This is a genomic window from Frankia sp. CpI1-P (genome assembly GCF_001421075.1).
Taxonomy (GTDB): Bacteria; Actinomycetota; Actinomycetes; order Frankiales; family Frankiaceae; genus Frankia; species Frankia torreyi.
Genome location: NZ_LJJX01000084.1, coordinates 1 through 19,786 on the forward strand (window position 1 = coordinate 1; position 19,786 = coordinate 19,786).

The window sequence follows — 19,786 nt, forward strand, 5'->3', positions numbered from 1 at the left end:
CCCCTTCGGTTTCGACAGGCCCGCCAGCGCACCCGCCTCACGGGCCTTACGCCACTCCACGATATGCGCCGAGTACAGACTCTCCCGGCGCAGAATTGCACCCTTCTGCCCGTCCGGGGCCGCCTCGTACTCGTTCAGGATCCGCAGCTTGTACGCCGCTGAGAACGACCGCCGCCGCGCCTTCGGCTCGACCTCCGGGTCCGGCCGCCGGCCCGCGTCCTCACGTCCGTCCACACGGACATCATCGACCAGGCCACGCCCAGCCGGCACCGCCATCGTCACGATCTTCCTCTCNCTACCCGCCCAGGTCACAAGATGATAGCCGCCGCCTGGCTCATCTCATGCTGACAGATAGGGAGGGGCGGCTGACCGTCTTACCGGCCGCCACTCTCGCTGGGAGAGAGGGCGGTCGGTGACGGCCCGTGATGTCAGACGGCGCTCGCCTCGCCGCCGGATGGTTCGCCGGCACCACCCCGCGAGAGGTGTGCGTGGGAACGGAGCCACGTGGTTGCTCTGTATGCACAAATCGGACGCCGAACCGTACAGAAGAACCACGGTGGCGGCTCTCCCACGCATCCGCCCCGAACCGCGAGCCGTCGCCCCTACAGCGCCCAGTCGCAGCCACACCACGACGTCACGTAGCGTGAAAGCCGGCCAGGAAGCGGACGTCCCAGGCTCTGNGCCCAAGGGATCGCGACACGAAGGCGGTGTCGATGGGGTCGAGGTGCCACGCCCAGACTGGGACGGCCACCCGGTGGAACAGGCCCGGCCTACGGCGTCGACGGTGACCGGGTGGCGGGGATGCGTGCGCCCGAGACGAGGCTGCGGTCGAGGTCCGCCACGGTCGCGGCGCCGAGCAGGGCCATCGCGCGGTCGAACTCCGCGCGCAGCAGCTCGATCACCCGAAGGACACCGGCCTCACCGCCCGCGGCGAGCCCGTACAGGTAGGGCCGGCCCACGAAGACACCCGCGGCGCCGAGGGCCAGCGCCTTGGCCACGTCGTTGCCGCGCCGGACGCCTCCGTCGAGGAACACCGCGAGCCTGCCCGCCGCCGCGTCGACCACCTCCGGCAGGATGTCGATGGTCGCGGGGACGCCGTCGAGCTGCCGTCCGCCGTGGTTCGAGACCACGACACCGTCGACGCCCAGCTCGACGAACCGGTCGCACTCGTCGGAGCGCATCAGGCCCTTGAGGAGCAACGGGCCCTCCCACAACGACCGGATCCGCTCGACGTCCGCCCAGGTGACACAGTCCGACGACGACGCGATCGTCGCCCGGGTCTGGTCGAGGCTCAGCGGGACCGGATTGGCCGGACTGGCCGGACTGGCCGGACTGGCGGAACTGGCGGGATCGCCGGGACGGCCGGCGCCGAGCTGGCCGCGCAGGTAGTCGACCTTGCCGCGGACGAAGTCGGCCGCCCACGCCGGCTTGCCGGCCCCCTGCAGCACCGTCCTGGGATGCGGCGGCCGACTCATGAGCCGGTTGCGCGTGTCGCGCTCCCGGTTGCCCAGGACCGGCGTGTCGATGGTGATGGCCAGTGCCCGGTAACCGGCCGCCGCGATCCGCCGGAGGAGGTCCCCGACCTCGCTGCGGTCGGGGGGCAGGTAGAGCTGGTACCACAGGGTGCCGGTCGAGTGCGCGGCGACGTCCTCCAGCGGGAAGGCCGCCACGGTGCTCTGCATGTACACGACGTTCGCCCGCGCCGCGGCCCTCGCCACGGCGATCTCCGCGGACGATCGGGCGAGGCGACCCGCACCCGTCGGCGCCAGCATGATCGGCATCGACAGCCGCTCGCCGAACACGGTCGTCGAGAGGTCCCGCGTGGCGACGTCGGCGAGCGGCCGCGGGCGGAACTCGATGCGGTCGAACGCCGTGCGGTTACGCCGCAGCGACACCTCGTCGCCGGCTCCGCCTGCCAGGGCGTCGAAGACCACCCGGGGAAGCCGGCGGCGCGCCAGCTTCCGGACGTCCTCGACATTGACTGCGTCCTGCACCCTCACAAACACGAACCTTTCGCTGTCGGCGGGTCGCGGGAGCGCGTCCTCCCGGCCGCCGGGATTGTTCCGTCACGCCAGGAGCACCGACCCGGCAGCCGGTCACGCCCCGGGGGCGTTGGTGCGACCGGCGAGGACCGCCCGAATGTCGGCCGCGATCTCACTGACGACGGGTTCGCGCAGCACGGTGTCGTGGTCGCCGCCCACGGTGCGGTAGGTCGCCTCGCCGGTCAGCAGCGGGCGCCAGACATCCCGCCGGTGCGCGGGCGAGGCGGTCGCCGTGTAGACCAGCGCCCGGCCGTTCCAGGGCCTGGGTCGGTACAGCCTGGTGAGCACCCGGGACTGGTCGTAGAAGACGTCGTACTGGTTCATGCCCTTGAACTGGACGACGCCGGCCAACGGAAGCTGGGCCGCGCGCCAGGCCCGGCTGAGCAGGGCCCGGGCGGCCTCCCGGGCGGCTGCCCCCGCGGCGCGCGCCGGGCCCGTGGCCGGTCCCCCCGCCTGGTCCGCCGAGCCTCCGGCCGGAGGCGAGGCCGTGGTCGGGCTCCCCGGCAGCGCGGAGGGCAGCACCCCGCCCGCGAAGACGCCGGCGGACGTGTCGGGCGGGAAGCTGTCGATGAGGATCAGCAGTTCGACGTGCCCGCCGGCCTCGGTGAGCAGTCGTGCGGTCTCGAAGGCGACGAGCCCGCCGAAGGAGTGGCCGACGAGGTGGTAGGGGCCGGCGGGTTGGAGCAGGCGCAGGGTGCGGGCGTGGCGGCGGGCGGCGGCATGGATGGACCAGTCGGGCAGGCCGCGGTATTCGAGGCCGTGGGCCTGGATGCCGTAGACGGGACGCTCGCCGTCGAAGTGGCGGGCGAAGCCGAGCATGCCGATGGCCAGGCCGCCGGCGCCGCAGAAGCAGAACAGGGGCTGGCCGTCGCCGGTGGTGCGCAGCGGGACGACGGTGGGGTGACGCAGGACGTCGGTACCGACATTGCGCAGGCGGACGGTGAACTCGGCGACGGTGGGGGCGTCGGCGACGGTGGAGGTGGGCAGGTCGACGCCGAGTTCGTCGGCGACCCTGGTGAGCAGCTCCTCGGCGATGAGGGAGTCGCCGCCGAGTTCGACGAAGTCGTCGTGGATCCCGACGTCGTCGAGGTGCAGGGCGGCGGCCCACACGCCGGCGACGGCCTCTTCCCACTGGTCGCGGGGCGGGTTCTGGTCGGGTTTCGGGCCGGCGGGGGCGGCGGGCAGGTTCAGCCGGTCGACCTTGCTGCGGTCGGTCCTTGGCAGCGCGGTGACCAGCATGACGACGGCCGGCACCATGTAGGACGGCAGCTTGGCCCGCAGCAGGCGCCGGATCGAGGCGGGCGAGACCCGGGCGCCGGTCGCGGGCACGACGTAGGCGACCAGGCGGGTGCGCTCCGTGGTCTTGTCGGCCACGACGACGGCCTCGAGCACGTCCGAACTCGCGAGCAGGGCGGACTCGATCTCGATCGGCTCGACGAGGTACCCGCGGATCTTCACGGCCGCGTCGTTGCGGCCGACGACCCGGAGCTGGCCGTCGGCGTCGATGCGCCCGAGGTCCCCGGTGCGGTAGGTGGGCGTGCCGTCCGGCCCGACACCGAACCGCGCGGCGCTCACCTCCGGCGCCCGCCAGTAGCCCCCCGTGATGAAGTGGCCCGCGACGACGATCTCACCGGTCTCCCCGGGTGGCATCTCGACGCCGTCCGGCGAGACCACCCGCACCGCGACGTCGACNACCGGCCGCCCGGCCGGCATCACGCCGTCGGGCAGGTCCTCGTCCGACCAGATCGGGGCGCAGGTCGCCGTGCCGAGCTCCGAGGCCCCGTAGGAGACCAGGAACGCCGCGGTCGTCGGCAGGTGGCGGCGGGTCAACGCGACGTCGCGGGCGTAGATCGCCTCGCCGACCGACATGACGAAACGGAGGTCGCCGAGCACCTCGTCCGGCTCGAGGCAGCCGAACACGGTCCGGATCAGCGCCGGCGTGGCCACGATGCCGGCCGGCCGGGTGGTGCGCAGCCAGTCGGCCAGGTCGCGCACGCCGCGGACCCGCGGGTCGTACATCTCGAGGGTGGCGCCGAAGACCAGGCCACCGAGCAACCGGTTCATCCCCGAGATGAACGAGTAGGGCAGCAACAGCGNCAGCGGGTCGCCCGGCACCGGCCGCATCACGTCCCGGACCTGGATGGCGTAGTGGATACCCAGCAGGGCGCGGTGGTGCCACACGACGCCCTTCGGCACCCCGGTCGACCCGGAGGTGAAGATGAGCACGGCCGGATCGGTGTCGGCCCGGCACGGCGCGGTCGACGCCACCCGGTCGGCCAGCGCCGGGGACCAGTCTGCGACGCGCTCGTCGCCGACGTCGACCGTCGCCACGATCCCCGGCAGCGCGGCGGCGGTCCGCTGCTCGGCGGAGCCGGCCGGCCCGGTGACGCAGACCGGGGCCCCGGCCAGGCCCACGACCTGAGCCAGGCGGTCGGGGGGAGTGAGGCCGTCGAGGGGCACACAGGGCCGGCCACTCGCGATGACGCCCAGGACGGCGGCGATCCCGCTCGCGTCGTGGGGCAACAGCACCGCGACGGGCGTGTCCGGGTCGGCCGCGGCCGGCTCCCGCAGGATGCGGTCGGCGACGACGTCCACCCAGGCGACGAGTTCGGCGAAGGTGACGGCACAGTGTGCATCGCGGACCGCCACGACGTCGCGGCAGACCTCGGCGACGGCGCGGATCCGGCCGACGACGTTCCCGAACCGGTCGTCGGGACGCAGCGGCGGCGGTGCCGGCAGCGGCACCGCCACTGACGCCGGCACCGGTACCGGCCCCGACGCCGGCCCCGACGCCGGCCCCGACGCCGGCCCCGACTGAGCGATCTGGCCTTTCCTCATGTCAGCCAGGTCGGTGGCCCTTGGACGGACGGTATTGTCATGGCGCCTCCCGGGCAGGCATTGGTATGGGAGCCGTGACCGCGTGCTCCGATCGGTTCAGATTCAACACGAACGACTTTGCGACCTGCCACCCACCTCCGTAGTAGTCATTAACGTTAATGCGTGGTTGCTGCGCGCCCCCGCTCTTGCGATTCGGCCCGCCACGAAGCGCCACCGCGACTTCCCGCCGCCAGTCCGTCGGTGCCGGTGGCGGAGTTCACACGAAACTGGTGGCACTTACGACTGGCCCTGCCCCTCGGGACCGAGGAACTGCCACCGAACGAGGAGCTGCCACCGAACGGGATACGGGATATCGACGACGCTCACGTCACTGTCTATCTGTGCCTCCGGGCCCGGTACGGGCAGGCCCGCCGACCGGCGATGTCGCGGTACGTTTACTCGACGAACCAGCGATCCTCCAGCCTGTGCCCGACACCGGGACGGGCGGAAGGCCGGCGCCTCGGCTCATCGCCTGATCATGCCTGGCCGCCGGCACGGAGACCCTGCCCCTGCGCGTGCCCGGGTCGTCGCCCGGCGCGGGTGGCGGCCGGTTCCGCGCGAGGTCCTTCCCTGAACACCCGATAGGTTGCAGACTTTCGTTCTGTGAGCATCCTCGACGACGCCCGCGAGGGCATGGACCTCGACGTCCGACCGCAGGACGACCTCTTCGGCCACGTGAACGGNCGGTGGCTCGCCGAGACGGAGATCCCGTCCGACCGCTCGAGCTGGGGCCCGTTCGTGCAGCTCGCCGATGCCGCCGAGCAGCAGGTCCGCGACATCATCACCGACCTCGCCGCGCAGGACCCGGCCACCCAGGGCGAGGACGCCCGGAAGATCGCCGACCTCTACAACTCCTTCCTGGATATCGACGCGATCGAGGCCCTCGGCCTGGACCCGGTGCGGTCGCTGCTGGACGCCGCACGTGGTCTGGGCGACGTCCGCGACCTCGCCGCGTTCCTCGGCGAACTCGAGCGCGACGGCGGCTCCGGGTTGTTCGGCTCCTACGTCGACACCGACGACCGCAACTCCGACCGCTACCTGTTCCACCTGAGCCAGGGGGGCCTCGGCCTGCCGGACGAGTCGTACTACCGCGACGACAGGTTCGCCGCGACGCGCGAGAAGTACGTCGCCTACCTGACCCGCATGCTCGGGCTGGGNGAGCACCCCGACCCCGAGGGCGCCGCGCAGCGGATCCTCGACCTGGAAACCCTGCTCGCGAAGGGCCACTGGGAACGGGCCGAGACCCGCGACGTCCAGAAGACCTACAACCTGACGACGGCCGAGGAGCTGGCGGCGCTCTGCCCGGCCTTCGCCTGGGACGCCTACATCACCGGTCTCGGCGGGCAGCTCACCGGCCCGCACGCGACGCTGGCGGAGGCGTGCGTGCGGCAGCCGTCGTTCTTCGCCCACCTGTCGACGGTGCTGACCGACACGCCGATCGAGGGCTGGCGCGACTGGGTGGTGAGCCGCGTGCTGCGCTCGGCCGCGTCGTACCTGCCCGACCCGTTCGTCGAGACGCATTTCGACTTCTACGGCCGCACCCTCAGCGGCACGCCCGAGCTGCGGGCCCGTTGGAAGCGTGCGGTGGCGTTCGTCCAGGGCGCGATCGGTGAGGCCGTCGGCCGGGAGTACGTCGCCCGCCATTTCCCGCCGCGCGCCAAGGCGCAGATGGACGACCTCGTCGCGAACCTGCTCGCGGCGTACCGTGAATCGATCTCCCGGCTGGACTGGATGACGGAGGAGACCAAGCTCCGGGCGTACGACAAGCTCAAGACGTTCCGGCCGAAGATCGGCTACCCCGACCGGTTCCGGGACTATTCCGCCCTGCGGGTCCGCCGCGACGACCTGATGGGCAACGCCCGCGCCGCCGCCGCGTTCGAGACCGACCGGCAGCTCGCCAAGATCGGTTCACCGGTCGACCGGGACGAGTGGTTCATGCTCCCGCAGACCGTCAACGCCTACTACAACCCCGGCACCAACGAGATCTGCTTCCCGGCCGGCATCCTGCAGAAGCCGTTCTTCAGCCCCGACGCCCACCCGGCCGAGAACTACGGGGGCATCGGTGCGGTCATCGGCCACGAGGTCGGTCACGGCTTCGACGACCAGGGCGCGCAGTACGACGGCGCCGGCAACCTCAACGACTGGTGGACCCCCGCCGACAAGGCTGCCTTCGAGGTGAAGTCGAAGACCCTGGTGGAGCAGTACAACGCGTTCGAGTCGCGCAACCTGCCGGGCGAAAAGGTGAACGGCGCACTGACCGTCGGCGAGAACATCGGCGATCTCGGNGGCCTCACNATCGCCCACCAGGCCTTCGTCATCTCCCAGAACGGCGAGGCGTCACGCGACGACCGGCGCCGGCTGTTCATGAACTGGGCCTACGTGTGGCGCACCAAGCGGCGCCTCGAGCTCGAGCGGCAGTACCTCACCACCGACCCGCACAGCCCGCCGGAGCTGCGTGCCAACATCGTGCGCAACCTCGACGAGTTCCACGAGGTCTTCGATACCACCCCCGGCGACGGGCTTTGGCTGGACCCGACCGACCGCGTCCGAATCTGGTAGAGACGCCACCTTCCGTGGGATTCACAAAAGGCTCTTAACATTCAAGTCCGATATCGGTTTGACGCTATCCGAACCGGCTGAGGTACCGTCCCTCCCGCACCTTCACGCGTTCGGGGAATGACCAGAAGGGATCACCAGTGACCCAGCAGGAGCAGCAGGAGCAGCGCCAGCAGGTGGAGCAGCGGTTGCGCCAGAACTGGCAGCAGCTTCGCTACCGCATCCTTGACCAGTTCAATCAGGTCAGGTCGGCGGATCTCGATGCCGCGGCCNGCATCGATGACCTCGTCGCGCGGATTGCGGACAGGACGAACCACAGTGAGCAGTACGTCGAGAACCGTCTGCGGCAGTTGACGGGCGTCGGCGCCGGCCAGCAGCGCCAGTCGTTCGGCGTCCGGCAGTAGCCCTGACGAGGTCAGGTCGATCAGGCCTCGGCGCACCGTAGGCAGGCCGGTGCGCCACCGAGCCGACGTTCGCTACTCGGCGCGCGTTCTCGGGAAGGCCAACGGCGTGTTCGTGGCGACGCGCACCAGCGACCTCACCAAGGCAGTTCTGCCGTTCCTCCTGACCGTCACCTGCTGACGGTCAGCGCGGGCGCGGCGGCGGCCGCTCGGTCCCCCGGACGACCGTCGCCGTGCCCGGCTCGCGGGTGTACCACGCTCGTCGGCGCCCCTGGTGTAGCACTGAGTTCGTGCAGCCTCTCCCGAGCGGCCGGCCGCCTTCGGCCGTCCAGCCTCCTTCGGCCGTCCAGCCTGTTTCGACCGTCCAGCCCGTTTCGACCGTCCAGCCCGTTTCGGTCGTCATCGTGCACCGTGACCAGCCGGCGCGGCTCGTCGACACGATCGACGCGTTCCGCGCGCAGGACGTCCCAGTCGCGATCACGATCGTNGACAACGGATCGGCGGTCCCGCCACCGGTCGAGGCCGCCGACGTCGCGGTCGTGCTGGCCGGCGGCAACCTGGGATTCGGGCCGGCGGCCAACATCGGCTTTCGGGCGTTCCTCGCCGACGAGGACGCGGGCGAGTGGGTGGTGCTCGCGCCGCACGACGCGCTGCCCGAGCCCACCTGCCTGAGTCACATGCTGAGCGTGCTGGCGCAGCAGCCACGAGCGGGGCTGGCGTGTGCCGACGTCGGCGACGGAGCGACACCGGTCCTCGACCCCTACTTCGGCGGGATCCTCGCGCCCGCGAGCGTCGACGAGGGCTGGGAGCCGGCCGGCCACCCGCACGGCACGCTGATGTTCGCCCGCCGCGCCTGCCTCGACGAGGTCGGGATCTTCGACGAGCGCTACTTCGCGTACTGCGAGGAGGCGGACCTCGCGCTGCGAGCGAGGTCCGCCGGCTGGGAATCCGGACTCGTGCGCGGCGCGATGGTCACCAACCCGCACATCAGCTCGACCTCCGCGGCGATCGACTACCTGCAGCTTCGCAACACCCTGCTGCTCGTGCGGGAACACTCCGGCCGCTACCACGCGTTCATCCGACTCTGCATCGCGCTGTGGCACCTCGCCTCGGGCGCCGTCGTACCGGCCCGGCGCGGCCCCTACTGGCACCTCGAAGGACGCCTGCGCGCGCTCCACGACTTCCTCCATGGCCGCTTCGGCCCGCCGCCTGCGCACCTGCTCGTCAAGCGCTGACATCGCCGGCCGGTGCACCCGACAGGCCCAGGTTCTTCGCGGTCTCGACGACATTGCGAACGGCGGGGCTGTCCTCGCCCGTTCGCCAGATCAGGAGCTGATCCAGCCGGCCCCACGAGGCGGGGTCCGCGAGCGGGACCGCGACGACGGCCCGGTGCCGGTATCTCGGCACCGCCCGGGAGGCGGTCAGCGCGATGCCCTCGCCGGTCTCGACCCGGGTGGCGAGTTCGTCGCGGCCGTGGATGGGCGGGCGGCGGACGGTGATGGTGATTCCGGCGGTCTGCCAGAGGGTGGCGGGATCCGGGCCGGTCAGGATGAAGGTCTCGCCGTCGAGGTCCTCGAGGTCGATCGCGGACCGGCGGGCGAGGGGATGCCCGGCGGACACGAAGACCGTGTCGAGCATGAGGACGTCGAAGCGGTAGGCGTCGAGCCCCGCCGGTAGCTCTCCCCAGCACATGCCGAGGGAGCTGCGCCCGGCCAGAACCGACGCCGCGATCTTCTGGTTCGGCTTCTCCCGGTACTCGAGCCTGAGGTCGGGGTGCCGGGACCGCAGCGACCGTACGAGCGACGAGACGACGTCGAAGTGGTTGCTGGCGTGGAGAAGACCGACAGTGCCGGTGGTGCCGTTCACCGTGTCGGCGACGACGGCTCGGAAGGTCTCGATGCTGGCGAGGACGAGGCGCGCCNGGTCGAGCAGGGGCCTGGCCTCCGGGGTGAGGGCGACGCGGCGGCNGGTGCGCGCGAACAGCCGGATGCCGACGCTGGCCTCGAAGTCCTGCAGGCGCTTGCTGACGCCGGAGGTGCTCAGGCCCAGCCGGGCGGCGGTCCGTCCGAAGTGCAGCTCGTCGGCGAGGGCGACAAACACCTCTAAGTGATCGATTCCCACGCGGAGGATCGTCCCCGAACGGGAAACGATGCGTCAACCGGACGACTCTTGATCCCAGACTGAGGCAGGCGGGAAGCTCGCGGGGCCGGCCAACGCGCGAGGTCTCTGCGGCATCGGTCGATCAAATACCCGGATGACGGTCCCGCAACGAGGGGAGCTGGTATGGACGATGACCCGAACTGCTTCACCCCCGCCGACGACGGCCTCCATACTCCGTCGGACAACTATTATGAGACCGAGACATTCTGGTTCTCGTTCTTCGTGCCGGACCGGGCGCTGGGAGCCTGGCTCTACGCGTCGNTCAAGCACAACGCCGGGGGAACGGCAGGCGGCTGCTGGATCTGGGACGCCACCGGTAGCGCGCCCTGGGATATTCCGTTCTACGAGCAGTTCGCGCACCTCAAGGCGCCAAGCCAGCCGTCGCCGGGCGTCCTTGCGTTTCCGACCGGGATGACGGTGCAGGTTCGCGAGCCCGCCACGTCCTATCGCCTCGGTTATGACGACCGGAACCGGTGCCGGGTCGACCTGCGGTTCGACGCACTCGAACCGCCGGTGCCGCTGCGCCGGGGGGCGCCGCCGTATCCGAAGGCCTCGCACTATGACCAGACCGGGCACGTCACCGGCCACCTGCTGCTCGACGGTGAGCGGGTCGAGGTCGACTGCTACGCCATGCGGGACCGCTCCTGGGGACCCCGGACCGAGCGCGGCTACCGGCGTGTCGGCTACACCTGGGCCGCCTCCCCCGGGCTGAGCCTGCTGACCTACACGTCGCCGGAGGCGCATCAGGGCGGCACGGTCCCGGAGCGCGTGCACTCCGGCTACGTCCGCCGCGACGGCAAGCTCGCCCAGATCGTCGAGGGCCGCCGCACGGTACACCGCGATCCGGAGCAGGGCTGGATCACCGGCGTCGATCTCGAGGTCGTCGACGAACACGGCCGCGCCACCGTCGGCCGGGCCGAAGGCACAAGCCGCATGATCCTTCCCGGCGGTACGACGGTCTGTATCAACACCTCGCTGCGGTGGACTGTCGACGGCCGCACCCTGCACGGCGAGGACCAGGACGTCTGGCCGATCGACGAGTGGCGGCTGCGCCGCCGCGGGAGCGTCGCATGAGCAGCCTGACCCTGCCCGCCGCCATCCTGGAATGGATGGAGAAGGCGGTCGGACATCCGGTCCTGAGCGCGACGCGGATACCGGGCGGCGGCACCCGCCAGGGCTGGTTCATCGACGTCGACGCCAGCAGAAACGGCAACGGCAACACGGACGGGATCGGCGACACCGGCGGGAAGCTGTTCCTGCGCTACAGCCCGCAGCCGCTGCCCGCCCGCAGCGCCTTCCATCGGCTGGCCACCGAGGCCGAGGTGATTCGGGCCCTGGGCGGCGCCGGAATCGCGGTTCCCGCCGTGTATGCGGTCCATCCGGTGGAAGAGGCGGTCCTCCTCGAGCGGGTGCCGGGAGACACCTGGTTCTACCGCCTCCGCGACCCCGACGAGCAGGTCCGGGTGGCGCAGGACTTCATCAGGAGCCTGGCCAAAGTCCATCGCCTCGATCCCGCCCGGCTGGACATTCCTGGACTCGGGCCGGTGCGATCGGCGCGGGAGCATGCCCTGGAGCGCATCGCGCAGATCCGCCGGCGCGCCACCGCCCCGGACGGGTCGATCGACCCCCTGGTCCGCCTGTCGGCGGACTGGCTGGAAGCCCACGTGCCCGACTACGACGGCCCCGTCGTCCTGGTCCAGGGCGATACCGGGCCCGGCAATTTCCTGTACCAGGACGGACGGGTCACGGCCGTGCTGGACTGGGAACTGTGCCATTTCGGGGATCCGATGGACGACATCGCCTGGTTGTCGCTGCGGACCGTGCAGGACACCTTCACCCACCTGCCCGACCGCCTCGCCGAATACGAGAAGCTCTCCGGCCACGCGATCGACGTCGACCGAATCCGGTACTACCGGGTCTTCGCGGAGACGACGATGGCGACCCTCACTCCCCACGAAGGCCCCGGCGTCCCGGCGGTGGACGGCGAACAGCGGGCCGCCGAACAGTCGGCTGCCGAGAAGCCGGCTGCCGAGCAGGACGTCGGCAACCTCATGCTCTATCTCCAGCTCCATCGCCGGCTGTGGCTGGAGGCGTTGAACGCCGTCATGGGTCTCGAGCTCACCAAACCGGTCATGCCGGAGCCGGCGGAACCACGCGACTGGCAGCCCCTGTATGCCGACGTGCTGGCGATGCTGCGCACGATCACGCCACGGATCACCGACCCATTGGCGTCNCAGTGGCTGAAGGGAATAGCACGGATGGTCCGGCACCTGCGGGAGCTGGACGCCTGCGGCCGGGAGCGCGACGAGCTGGAGCAGTCTGACATCGCCCTGCTTCTCGGGTACCACCCCTCGTCACTGCAGGCGGGGCGGGACGCTCTCGCTCGGGCGAACGCCGTCCGGCGGGTCAGCGACGAGGATTTCACGCGCTACCTGTGGAACCGGGTGATGCGGGACGACCATGTGATGCGCCATGCGTCCGGGGCCCTGCACTTTCGCACCTGGCCGCCCCTGACCGACGTGTCCTGAGAACGCCCCCCTCAACCACCACGGAGTGATCATGACTGAGACCGAGAGTGACACCGAGACCGGGCCCGTCGCCCACGCCTGCCCGGTCGTGGACTATGTCACCGGCCCGCCACCCGCACCGGCGTTAACCCTGTTCCAGCGCATGGACGACCATCAGGCGGCCGGCCGCCCCGCTGTCCGGACCGACGAGGCGGGCGGGNACTGGATCTTCACGGACCATTCCGTGATCCTCGACGGGCTCCAGCAGCCCGACCTCTGGTCGAACTCGGTGATCGTCCCCACGGAGCCGGATCCGCCTTACCGATGGATCCCGATCATGCTTGACCCGCCGGAGCACACGAAATGGCGCCATCTGCTCGGGTCGTACTTCTCGCCCGGCCGGACGAAGGCGATGAAGGCCGGCCAGCACCGGCTCGCGGTCGAGCTCATCGAGAGCCTGCGTGACCGCGGCGAGTGCGACTTCGTGCGCGACTTCGCGCAGGTGTTCCCCAGCACGATCTTTCTGGACATCATGGGGATGCCGCGGGAACAGCTCGGCGAGTTCATGCAGTGGGAACACATGATCCTGCATGAGAACAACGACAGCGATCCCGACGGCTCGGTGCGGCTCGCGGGCATGCAGGCCGTCCAGACCTACTTCGCCGGCCTCGTCGCCGAGCGGCGGGCGAACCCCGATCCCGATGCCCAGGACGTCGTCAGCGCCGCGATCTCCTGGGAGATCGACGGGGAGCCGGTGACCGACGCCGACGTGCTCAACTGCCTGCTGCTGCTGTTCATGGCCGGCCTCGACACCGTCGCCGGCCAGTCCTCCTACATCCTGCTGCACCTGGCCACGCACCCGCAGGACCGGGCCCGGATCGTCGCCGAGCCCGAGCTGATCCCCCACGCCGTGGAGGAACTGCTCCGGGCATATCCGATCGTGCAGACGGCCCGCAAGGCCACCCGGGACGCGGAGTTCCACGGCTGCCCGATCAGGAAGGGGGACATGGCGGCCTTCCCACTCTCCGCGGCCGGCCGGGACGAGCAGGCCTATCCCGACGCCAGGCGGGTCGATCTCGATCGCACGACGGTCCGTCATCTTTCCTTCGGTGGCGGCCCCCACCGCTGCCTCGGTTCCCACCTGGCTCGCCAGGAACTCGCCGTGCTGGTACAGGAATGGCACCGTCTCATTCCCGACTACGAGCTCGCCGAGATTCCCCTCGAGCACGGCGGCGGGGTGTGGGGCCTGGAGTCCCTGCCCCTGCGGTGGGCCGTCTGACGCCGGCTCGGCAACGAGGCGGTCAACCAGGCCCGCCGCATTCGCGGCACCGATCGTTGAAAGGGAGAACCATGGCCACCGACTTCTCCTACCGGCTCTACATCGACGGGACGTGGTCCGACGGTGAGGGCGTAGCGCAGCTCGAGGTCCTGAATCCGGCGACCGAGGAGGTCATCGGCCGGGTGCCGCAGGCGACCCGCGCCGACGTGGCACGGGCCATCGAGGCCGCCCGGCGGGCCTTCGACGACGGGCCCTGGCCGCGGATGACACCCGGGGAGCGCGCCCGGATCATGCTGCGCATGGCGTCGGTGATGGAACGGCGACTGGCCGAGATCGTCGACCTGAACATCGTCGAGGCGGGGTCGGTCCGCTGGCTCGCCGAATCCATCCAGGTGGGCATCCCGGTCGCGCACCTGCGCGACATGGCCGAGCGGGTGATGCCGTCGTTCGCCTGGGAGAAGCCGCTCCTGCCGTTCGTCGGCGCCGGAATCGGTCAGGGCGTCCTGCGCCGCGAGCCGTTCGGCGTCGTCGGGCTCATCTCCGCCTACAACTTCCCGTTCTTCCTCAGCATGATGAAGCTTGCGCCCGCCCTCGCCGCCGGGTGCACCGTCGTGCTGAAGCCCGCTCCCACGACCCCGCTCGAGTCCTTCCTGATCGCCGAGATCGCCGAGGAGGCCGGGCTTCCTCCCGGCGTGCTCAACGTCGTCACCGGCGACGTCGAAGCCGGTCAGGAACTGACCAGCAACCCGATGGTCGACCTCGTCAGCTTCACCGGCTCGGACAGCGTCGGCCGGCTGGTCTACAGCCAGGCCGCGCCCACCCTGAAGAAGGTCGTGCTGGAGCTCGGCGGCAAGTCGGCGAACATCATCTGCGACGACGCCGACCTCGACTTCGCGCTCGCCGACGTGCTGGCCGGCATCACCCTGCACGCCGGGCAGGGCTGCTCCCTGCTCACCCGCACCCTCGTGCACCGCTCCCGGCACGACGAACTCGTCGAGAAGGTCACCGCCGCGCTGGCCCAGGTCAAGGTCGGCAACCCCGTCGAGGCCGACACCGCCATGGGCCCGCTCATCAGCGAGGCGCAGCGGGCCAAGGTGGAGGAGCTCATCCGCACCGGCGAGAAGGAGGGCGCCCGGATCGTCTTCGGCGGTGGCCGGCCGGCCGGGCTCGACCGGGGGTACTTCGTCGAGCCGACGCTGTTCACCGGGGTCGACAACGCCATGACCATCGCGCGCACGGAGTTCTTCGGCCCCGTCGGTGTGATCATCCCGTTCGACGACGATGCCCACGCCGTCCGGATCGCCAACGACAGTCCGTACGGGCTCGCCGCGGCCGCCTGGGCGAAGGATCCGATCCGCGCGTACGACCTCGCCAAACAGCTCCGCGTCGGATTTGTCACGATCAACGGCGGCGGCGGTGGCCTCAGCCCGCACACCGCCTTCGGCGGCTACAAGCAGAGCGGACTGGGCCGCGAATGGGGCGAGCACGGACTCGACGAGTTCCTCCAGACGAAGTCGGTCGTCTGGGGCGTGGCGCGCGGCTGACCCCGCCGCGGCCCCGACAAGCGGAGAGGAAAGCATCGTGGCTGCCGCCGAACCGCCGGTCCCGCCGGCGCTGGTCGATCCCAGCGGCGTGTGGGTCTTCAACTGGGTGATCCCGTTCCTCGGCGGACTGATCATCGTCCTGGCTGTCGCCGACACCATCCGGCGGCGGCGTCTGACGTGGGGTTTCCTGTTTCTGACGAACAGCATGCTGGTCTACTGGATGGAGACCGTCGGCGACTGGGGTCAGCAGCTCGTCTACAGCCCTGCCTTCGCCCAGCATCATCTGCTCGACTGGCTGCCGATCAAGACGCCGCACGATCCGCTGTTCATGCCCTTCGCCTACGCGTGCTACTGGACGGTGNATGCCTTCATCGTGCTGCGCATCGGCCAGTTCCTCGTGCGGCGTTTCGGGTGGAGCCTGCTGCAGGCCATCGCCGTACTCGCGATACCGGTGAACTACACGTGGGACTTCCTCGTCGAAAGCCTGGCCGCCGCGATGGGATGGTGGGTCTACGACCCGGGGTTCGGTCCGCACATCGAGTTCGGCAACGGCGGCAAGTTCACCGTGCTGTGGACGATCGGGCTGATGTCGTTCTGGCCGAACCTGATCGCCTACTGGGCCGGCAAGCCGCCGGTCCGCGCGCTCAACTATTTCGAACGCTTCTTCGGGCTGGAACGCTTCACCACTCCACGACGTGGCGAACCCGAGACGCCGACATCCGACCCCGGCACGCCGCTGACGGCGGGCGGCCCGGGTGACGCTGCCGTGCTTGTCCGGCAACCCCGGCAACTCACCAGTCAGCGGCGGCTCGATCGACGGCAGGAATACGACGCCTGGCTCGACTTCGACGTCACCATACCGAGGTGGAAGTTCGAACTCGCCCGCTTCGGCGCGTGGTTCGTGGTCTTCCAGGTCACCTTCNTCGTCATGCTCGTCCTGCCGCTGGTCGCGATGCGCGCGCTGACCGGCCACGACAGCGTCTACGTTCCCTAGCCGAGGAGGATTTGATGAGCACGGGCGCGCCCGACGACGATCCGCTCGGGATCCAGGCGAAAATGCTGCCGCCCGCGGACGGCGCGGCCCTGCGGCGAGAGTCCGCGTGGGTCTTCGCCTGGTGCATGGGCCTGACGGCGGCGCTGTTCGTCCTGGTCTATCTGCTGACCTGAGCGGGAACGCGCCGCCCGCGCTGGCAGGCGACCGTGGTCAATGTCCGGTGAGCCGGTCCGTCCGGGCGGGGCCGGACGGTCGACTCACCGCGGCCACCACGGCCACCGCGGCGAGGACCACCAGGACCCCGATCTCGACGGCGACGCTGATCGCGGCGTCCGGGGAGGGCGTGAATCCGTGCTCCTCGAACCCGGCGACGCCGGTCGTCCGAGACAGCACGAAGCCGACCAGCGCGCCCCCGGACAGGCCCGCGGCCAGGACGGACAGCAGGACCGACCCGGGTAGCGCCACGCTGACCACGAGCAGGAACGCGACGGCGAACGAACCCCCGGCCTGGACGAGGAACGCGGGGCCGATGGTGTGGATGTGGCGGTAGCCGTGGTTGGCGTACAGGTCGTAGTGGATGTAGCCGCTCCAGGCCAGCAGGGTGGCCACGACGACCTTCGTCGCTCCCCCGACGATCTGCGCCGGCCCGGCCGGGGCCGATCCCGGCGCGCCGGGCCCGCCCGGCGCCGAGAGCGTCTCCGTCTCCGCCCCCGTCCCCGCCTCCGTCTCCATCTCCGACGCGCTCACGAGAGCACACTGTCCTTGATCGCCAGGGTGGTCTGGCCCTGGACGTGGCTGACCTCGCGGATGCCGAGCGCGGCCCGCAGCCGGCCGGCGGGCAGGGTCTGCGGCGTCGGTGCCGGGCCGACCCCGGGCCGGGGCAGGGGGTAGGCGGTCGTCGTGGCGCTGTGGAAGGTCACGGTGCCCTCGGTTTTCGTGAACAGCTGGTGGACGTGGCCGTTGAGGCAGGTCACCGAGGAGAACCGTCGCAGGTGACTCAGGGCCTGCGCGGCGTCGTCGGTCCCCCAGCCCCACTCCGGGTACATGGCGAACAGCGGGATGTGGGAGAAGACGAGGATCGGTGTGTCGCTGGACAGGCCGGCGACATCCCTGCGGACGAAGTCGAGCTGGTCCGGGCCGAGATGACCGAGCTTCTCCAGGCTCAGGGTGTTGACCAGTGCGAGGACGTGGACGCCCTTGAGGTCGAAGCTGTACCAGCCGTCACCGGCGGAACCGGCGCCGAAGGTCGACAGATAGCCCCGGCCGTGGTCGTGGATCGCGTCGTGCTCCCCCGGCACGGTGTGCACGCTGCCGGCGCGCACACCGCCGAGCATCTGCTTGACCTGGTCGAACTGGGCGGCGGTGGACAGGTGGGTGAGATCACCGGTGTGCATGACGAAGTCCGGCCGGTAGGGCAGCGCGTTGACCTGGTCGATCGCGTGGGCGAACGAGCCGGTGACGTCGGGGTTCGCCGTTCCGGTGAAGCCCAGGTGGCTGTCGCTGACCTGGACGAACCGCAGTGTGGCGGTGTCGTCGGCCGCCGCGGCGGCCGACGTCGTCCCGCCGACGACCGAGCTGATCACCTCGCCGCCGACGACGCTGAGTGCCACCGCCGCGCCGAACCACGCGCCGTGGCGGGCCAGCTGCCGCCGGCTCATGCCACCCGGCCCCGGCCGACCCGCCCCACCCGGCCGACCCGCCCCACCCGGCCGATCCGCCTCACCGGGCCGGGCGCCACGGGGGTCACGCCCGTCGCCGGCGCTCACGGGGTCACCACCACGGTGCCGAGCATGAACGGGTGGATGGTGCACAGGTAGGCGTACTGACCGGCCTTGGTGAACGTGTACTGGTAGGTCGCCCCCTGGTCGAGGGTCGGTGAGTCCGGGCCCGCCCCGCTTTTCGCGGTGACCGTGTGCGGATCGGAGTCCTGGTTCGTCCAGGTGACCGTCGTGCCAGCCTTCACCGTGACGGTCGCCGGCGAGAACGCGAAGTTCTGGATCGCCACCCTGGTCGCCGACACCGGCTTTCCGGCCGCCGTCGCACCACCCGCGCCCGGCGCACCCGTCGCCATCCCGGACATGCCCGGCATCGGGGCCGGCGTCGAGGGCGGCGTCGTGCCACCGCCCGCCCCGGCCCCCGACGTCGCCGTCGGGGTCGCGGCGGGAGCGTACGCAGGCGCCGCGGCCGACGCCGCCCCGCCCGACCCGCTGCCGCAGGCCGCAAGACCGGGAAACGCCACCGCCAGAACGGCGACCGCGAACAGCCGCCGCGGTCGGCGCAGCACAGAAGAACACCACATCGGATAGCTGCCTTTCCGGCCCGTCCTCCGGGCCAGTGCCGTGGGTCCACCGTGTTCGGCTCGTGGACCGCGTCTGTCATCGCGGTCATCAATAGCCGGGGTGGTTACACGGCCCGGGCGATCACCCGGTAGCAGTCGGTCGTCCGGGGCGAGCCGCGCGGCCGACCCGCCGCAGGGGTTCAGGACACGAGTGAGCTCGTCCGGCGCGGCGTACGGGCGGCCCAGCGCCCGGGCGAGGTCCCAGCGGTGCACCAGCATGTCGACGAAGTGCACTGCGGCCACCTCGTGCGTGGGAACCTCGCGGCCGACCTTCGGGACGGTGATCTGCGGGCCGGCCTNCCAGCCGAGTTGCGAGTCAGGGCGTTACACGCCACGCTCGTCACCGACAGCCGATAGTGACACCGTGACTTCACTCATACGCAATATCGAGTTCGACTGCGCCGATGCCTACGCTCTTGGGTCCTTTTGGGCAGAGGTCCTGGGCGGGGTCCTCTACGAGGACGACCGGCCCGAGGTCCCGGAGGTACTCGTGAGCACCGGAGAGGGCGGCGGGCCAGGCCTGCTGTTCCTCGCCGTACCCGAGGGCAAGAAGGTCAAGAACCGGCTGCACCTGGATCTTCAGCCACAGGACCGATCTCGGGATGAAGAAGTCGAGCGGCTGTTGGGCCTGGGCGCCAAGCTTGTCACGGACTTCCGCAAGCCGGACGGTACGGGCTGGGTCGTTATGATCGACGTTGAAGGGAACGAGTTCTGCGTGGAGCGCAGTCCGGCAGAGCGGATCTTGACCGGGGATATCTAGTAGACCGTCGCTGTTTAGTTCTGGGGTGTGGCAGGCTGGTGTTGGCAGANCTTCCTCGTCCCCTCTGCCGGTCAGNACAAGTCATGCCGTCACAGAAGAAGCGGCCGGTCACCTTGACCGCGGCCGATCGTGAAGCGTTGGTTCGGGTCACCACCACGGGTGTGCATCCGGCCTCGATGATCAGGCGGGCGCAGGTGCTGCTCGCGTTGGACACCTCGACCGGCGAGGTTGATCCTGTCGAGGTGATCGCGGCACGGCTGGGTGTCTCGGGTGAGACGCTGCGGCTGGTCGCCAAGCGGTTCGCCGAGACCAGCGGCGACATCTGGGC

General features: G+C 70.6%; 13 protein-coding genes and 12 pseudogenes. 14 read left to right on the forward strand and 11 right to left on the reverse strand.

The features are described 5' to 3' along the window. The 5 genes and pseudogenes from FF86_RS29370 to FF86_RS60480 form a co-directional block, all read right to left on the reverse strand. A pseudogene (locus FF86_RS29370) lies at positions 1 to 282 on the reverse strand (hypothetical protein); the annotation flags it as partial. 488 nt (positions 283 to 770) lie between these two features. Further along, entirely contained in the window at positions 771 to 2,000 is a 1,230-nt protein-coding gene (locus FF86_RS29375) for an alpha-hydroxy acid oxidase (protein ID WP_044888512.1), read from the reverse strand. A gap of 96 nt (positions 2,001 to 2,096) precedes the next feature. Beyond that, positions 2,097 to 3,734: alpha/beta fold hydrolase (locus tag FF86_RS60470; RefSeq protein ID WP_242419853.1), on the reverse strand; the 1,638-nt coding region annotated here is incomplete at its 5' end. 1 nt (position 3,735) lies between these two features. Then, positions 3,736 to 4,138 (reverse strand): annotated as a pseudogene (locus tag FF86_RS60475) (AMP-binding protein); the annotation flags it as partial. 1 nt (position 4,139) lies between these two features. After that, positions 4,140 to 4,880: pseudogene (locus FF86_RS60480) on the reverse strand (AMP-binding protein); the annotation flags it as partial. Between the two features lie 642 nt (positions 4,881 to 5,522). On the opposite strand from FF86_RS60480, the gene FF86_RS69180 reads away from it, so the two are divergent. The 7 genes and pseudogenes from FF86_RS69180 to FF86_RS29395 all read left to right on the forward strand — a co-directional run. Next, the coding region (locus FF86_RS69180) for a hypothetical protein (RefSeq protein WP_255355970.1) at positions 5,523 to 5,602 on the forward strand (80 nt) is incomplete at its 3' end. A 1-nt stretch (position 5,603) separates the two neighbouring features. Next, positions 5,604 to 6,076: pseudogene (locus tag FF86_RS60485) on the forward strand (peptidase M13); the annotation flags it as partial. Between the two features lies 1 nt (position 6,077). Further along, positions 6,078 to 7,204 (forward strand): annotated as a pseudogene (locus tag FF86_RS60490) (M13 family metallopeptidase); the annotation flags it as partial. A 10-nt stretch (positions 7,205 to 7,214) separates the two neighbouring features. Next, on the forward strand, positions 7,215 to 7,478 hold a 264-nt coding region (locus FF86_RS60495), incomplete at its 5' end, for a M13-type metalloendopeptidase (protein ID WP_304438193.1). A gap of 450 nt (positions 7,479 to 7,928) precedes the next feature. Beyond that, a complete protein-coding gene (locus FF86_RS63405; RefSeq protein ID WP_255355969.1) occupies positions 7,929 to 8,057 on the forward strand; it encodes a hypothetical protein in 129 nt (42 codons plus the stop codon). A 220-nt stretch (positions 8,058 to 8,277) separates the two neighbouring features. Beyond that, positions 8,278 to 8,363: pseudogene (locus FF86_RS60500) on the forward strand (glycosyltransferase family 2 protein); the annotation flags it as partial. Between the two features lies 1 nt (position 8,364). Beyond that, positions 8,365 to 9,111, forward strand: a pseudogene (locus tag FF86_RS29395) (glycosyltransferase family 2 protein); the annotation flags it as partial. Here FF86_RS29395 and FF86_RS29400 read toward each other — a convergent pair. From FF86_RS29400 to FF86_RS60505, 3 genes and pseudogenes are all read right to left on the reverse strand, one after another. After that, positions 9,101 to 9,742 carry a LysR family substrate-binding domain-containing protein gene (locus tag FF86_RS29400; protein ID WP_242419855.1) on the reverse strand — a complete coding sequence of 214 codons (642 nt, stop codon included), beginning with the start codon at positions 9,740 to 9,742 and terminating at the stop codon, positions 9,101 to 9,103. The pseudogene FF86_RS29395 and the gene FF86_RS29400 sit on opposite strands and share 11 nt — an antisense overlap. Before the next feature lie 56 nt (positions 9,743 to 9,798). Beyond that, a pseudogene (locus FF86_RS63410) lies at positions 9,799 to 9,843 on the reverse strand (hypothetical protein); the annotation flags it as partial. Between the two features lies 1 nt (position 9,844). Next, positions 9,845 to 9,997, reverse strand: a pseudogene (locus tag FF86_RS60505) (LysR family transcriptional regulator); the annotation flags it as partial. A gap of 1,148 nt (positions 9,998 to 11,145) precedes the next feature. Here FF86_RS60505 and FF86_RS29410 point away from each other — a divergent pair. From FF86_RS29410 to FF86_RS34445, 5 genes and pseudogenes are all read left to right on the forward strand, one after another. Further along, positions 11,146 to 12,269: phosphotransferase family protein (locus FF86_RS29410; RefSeq protein ID WP_242419856.1), on the forward strand; the 1,124-nt coding region annotated here is incomplete at its 3' end. 495 nt (positions 12,270 to 12,764) lie between these two features. Beyond that, a pseudogene (locus tag FF86_RS69185) lies at positions 12,765 to 13,822 on the forward strand (cytochrome P450); the annotation flags it as partial. 71 nt (positions 13,823 to 13,893) lie between these two features. Next, on the forward strand, positions 13,894 to 15,366 hold the full coding sequence (locus FF86_RS29420) for an aldehyde dehydrogenase family protein (RefSeq protein WP_044888507.1): 1,473 nt from the start codon (positions 13,894 to 13,896) through the stop codon (positions 15,364 to 15,366). 37 nt (positions 15,367 to 15,403) lie between these two features. After that, positions 15,404 to 15,727: pseudogene (locus tag FF86_RS60515) on the forward strand (hypothetical protein); the annotation flags it as partial. A gap of 647 nt (positions 15,728 to 16,374) precedes the next feature. After that, complete coding sequence (locus FF86_RS34445; protein WP_157867014.1) at positions 16,375 to 16,533, forward strand: hypothetical protein; 159 nt, start codon at positions 16,375 to 16,377, stop codon at positions 16,531 to 16,533. 37 nt (positions 16,534 to 16,570) lie between these two features. Here FF86_RS34445 and FF86_RS29430 read toward each other — a convergent pair whose 3' ends face one another. The 3 genes from FF86_RS29430 to FF86_RS64480 form a co-directional block, all read right to left on the reverse strand. Further along, entirely contained in the window at positions 16,571 to 17,107 is a 537-nt protein-coding gene (locus tag FF86_RS29430; protein WP_236706166.1) for a hypothetical protein, read from the reverse strand. Then, positions 17,104 to 18,018 (reverse strand): metallophosphoesterase, encoded by a 915-nt coding sequence (locus FF86_RS29435; RefSeq protein ID WP_044888508.1) that lies wholly within the window; start codon positions 18,016 to 18,018, stop codon positions 17,104 to 17,106. Before FF86_RS29435 ends, FF86_RS29430 begins: the two co-directional genes overlap by 4 nt. Positions 18,019 to 18,122: 104 nt before the next feature. Further along, complete coding sequence (locus FF86_RS64480) at positions 18,123 to 18,917, reverse strand: cupredoxin family copper-binding protein (protein WP_313954397.1); 795 nt, start codon at positions 18,915 to 18,917, stop codon at positions 18,123 to 18,125. A gap of 145 nt (positions 18,918 to 19,062) precedes the next feature. Between FF86_RS64480 and FF86_RS29445 the strand changes: the two genes are divergently transcribed. Next, a complete protein-coding gene (locus tag FF86_RS29445) occupies positions 19,063 to 19,458 on the forward strand; it encodes a VOC family protein (protein WP_044888509.1) in 396 nt (131 codons plus the stop codon). Positions 19,459 to 19,541: 83 nt separating this feature from the next. Continuing rightward, positions 19,542 to 19,786: pseudogene (locus tag FF86_RS29450) on the forward strand (helix-turn-helix domain-containing protein); the annotation flags it as partial.

What these genes read in the sequence shown, in the direction of transcription:
- FF86_RS29420 (WP_044888507.1), top strand. Translation starts at nt 13,894, where the DNA reads ATGGCCACCGACTTCTCCTACCGGCTCTACATCGACGGGACGTGGTCC.
- FF86_RS34445 (WP_157867014.1), top strand. Translation starts at nt 16,375, where the DNA reads ATGAGCACGGGCGCGCCCGACGACGATCCGCTCGGGATCCAGGCGAAA.
- FF86_RS29435 (WP_044888508.1), bottom strand. Translation starts at nt 18,018, where the DNA reads ATGAGCCGGCGGCAGCTGGCCCGCCACGGCGCGTGGTTCGGCGCGGCG.
- FF86_RS64480 (WP_313954397.1), bottom strand. Translation starts at nt 18,917, where the DNA reads ATGCTGGTGCACCGCTGGGACCTCGCCCGGGCGCTGGGCCGCCCGTAC.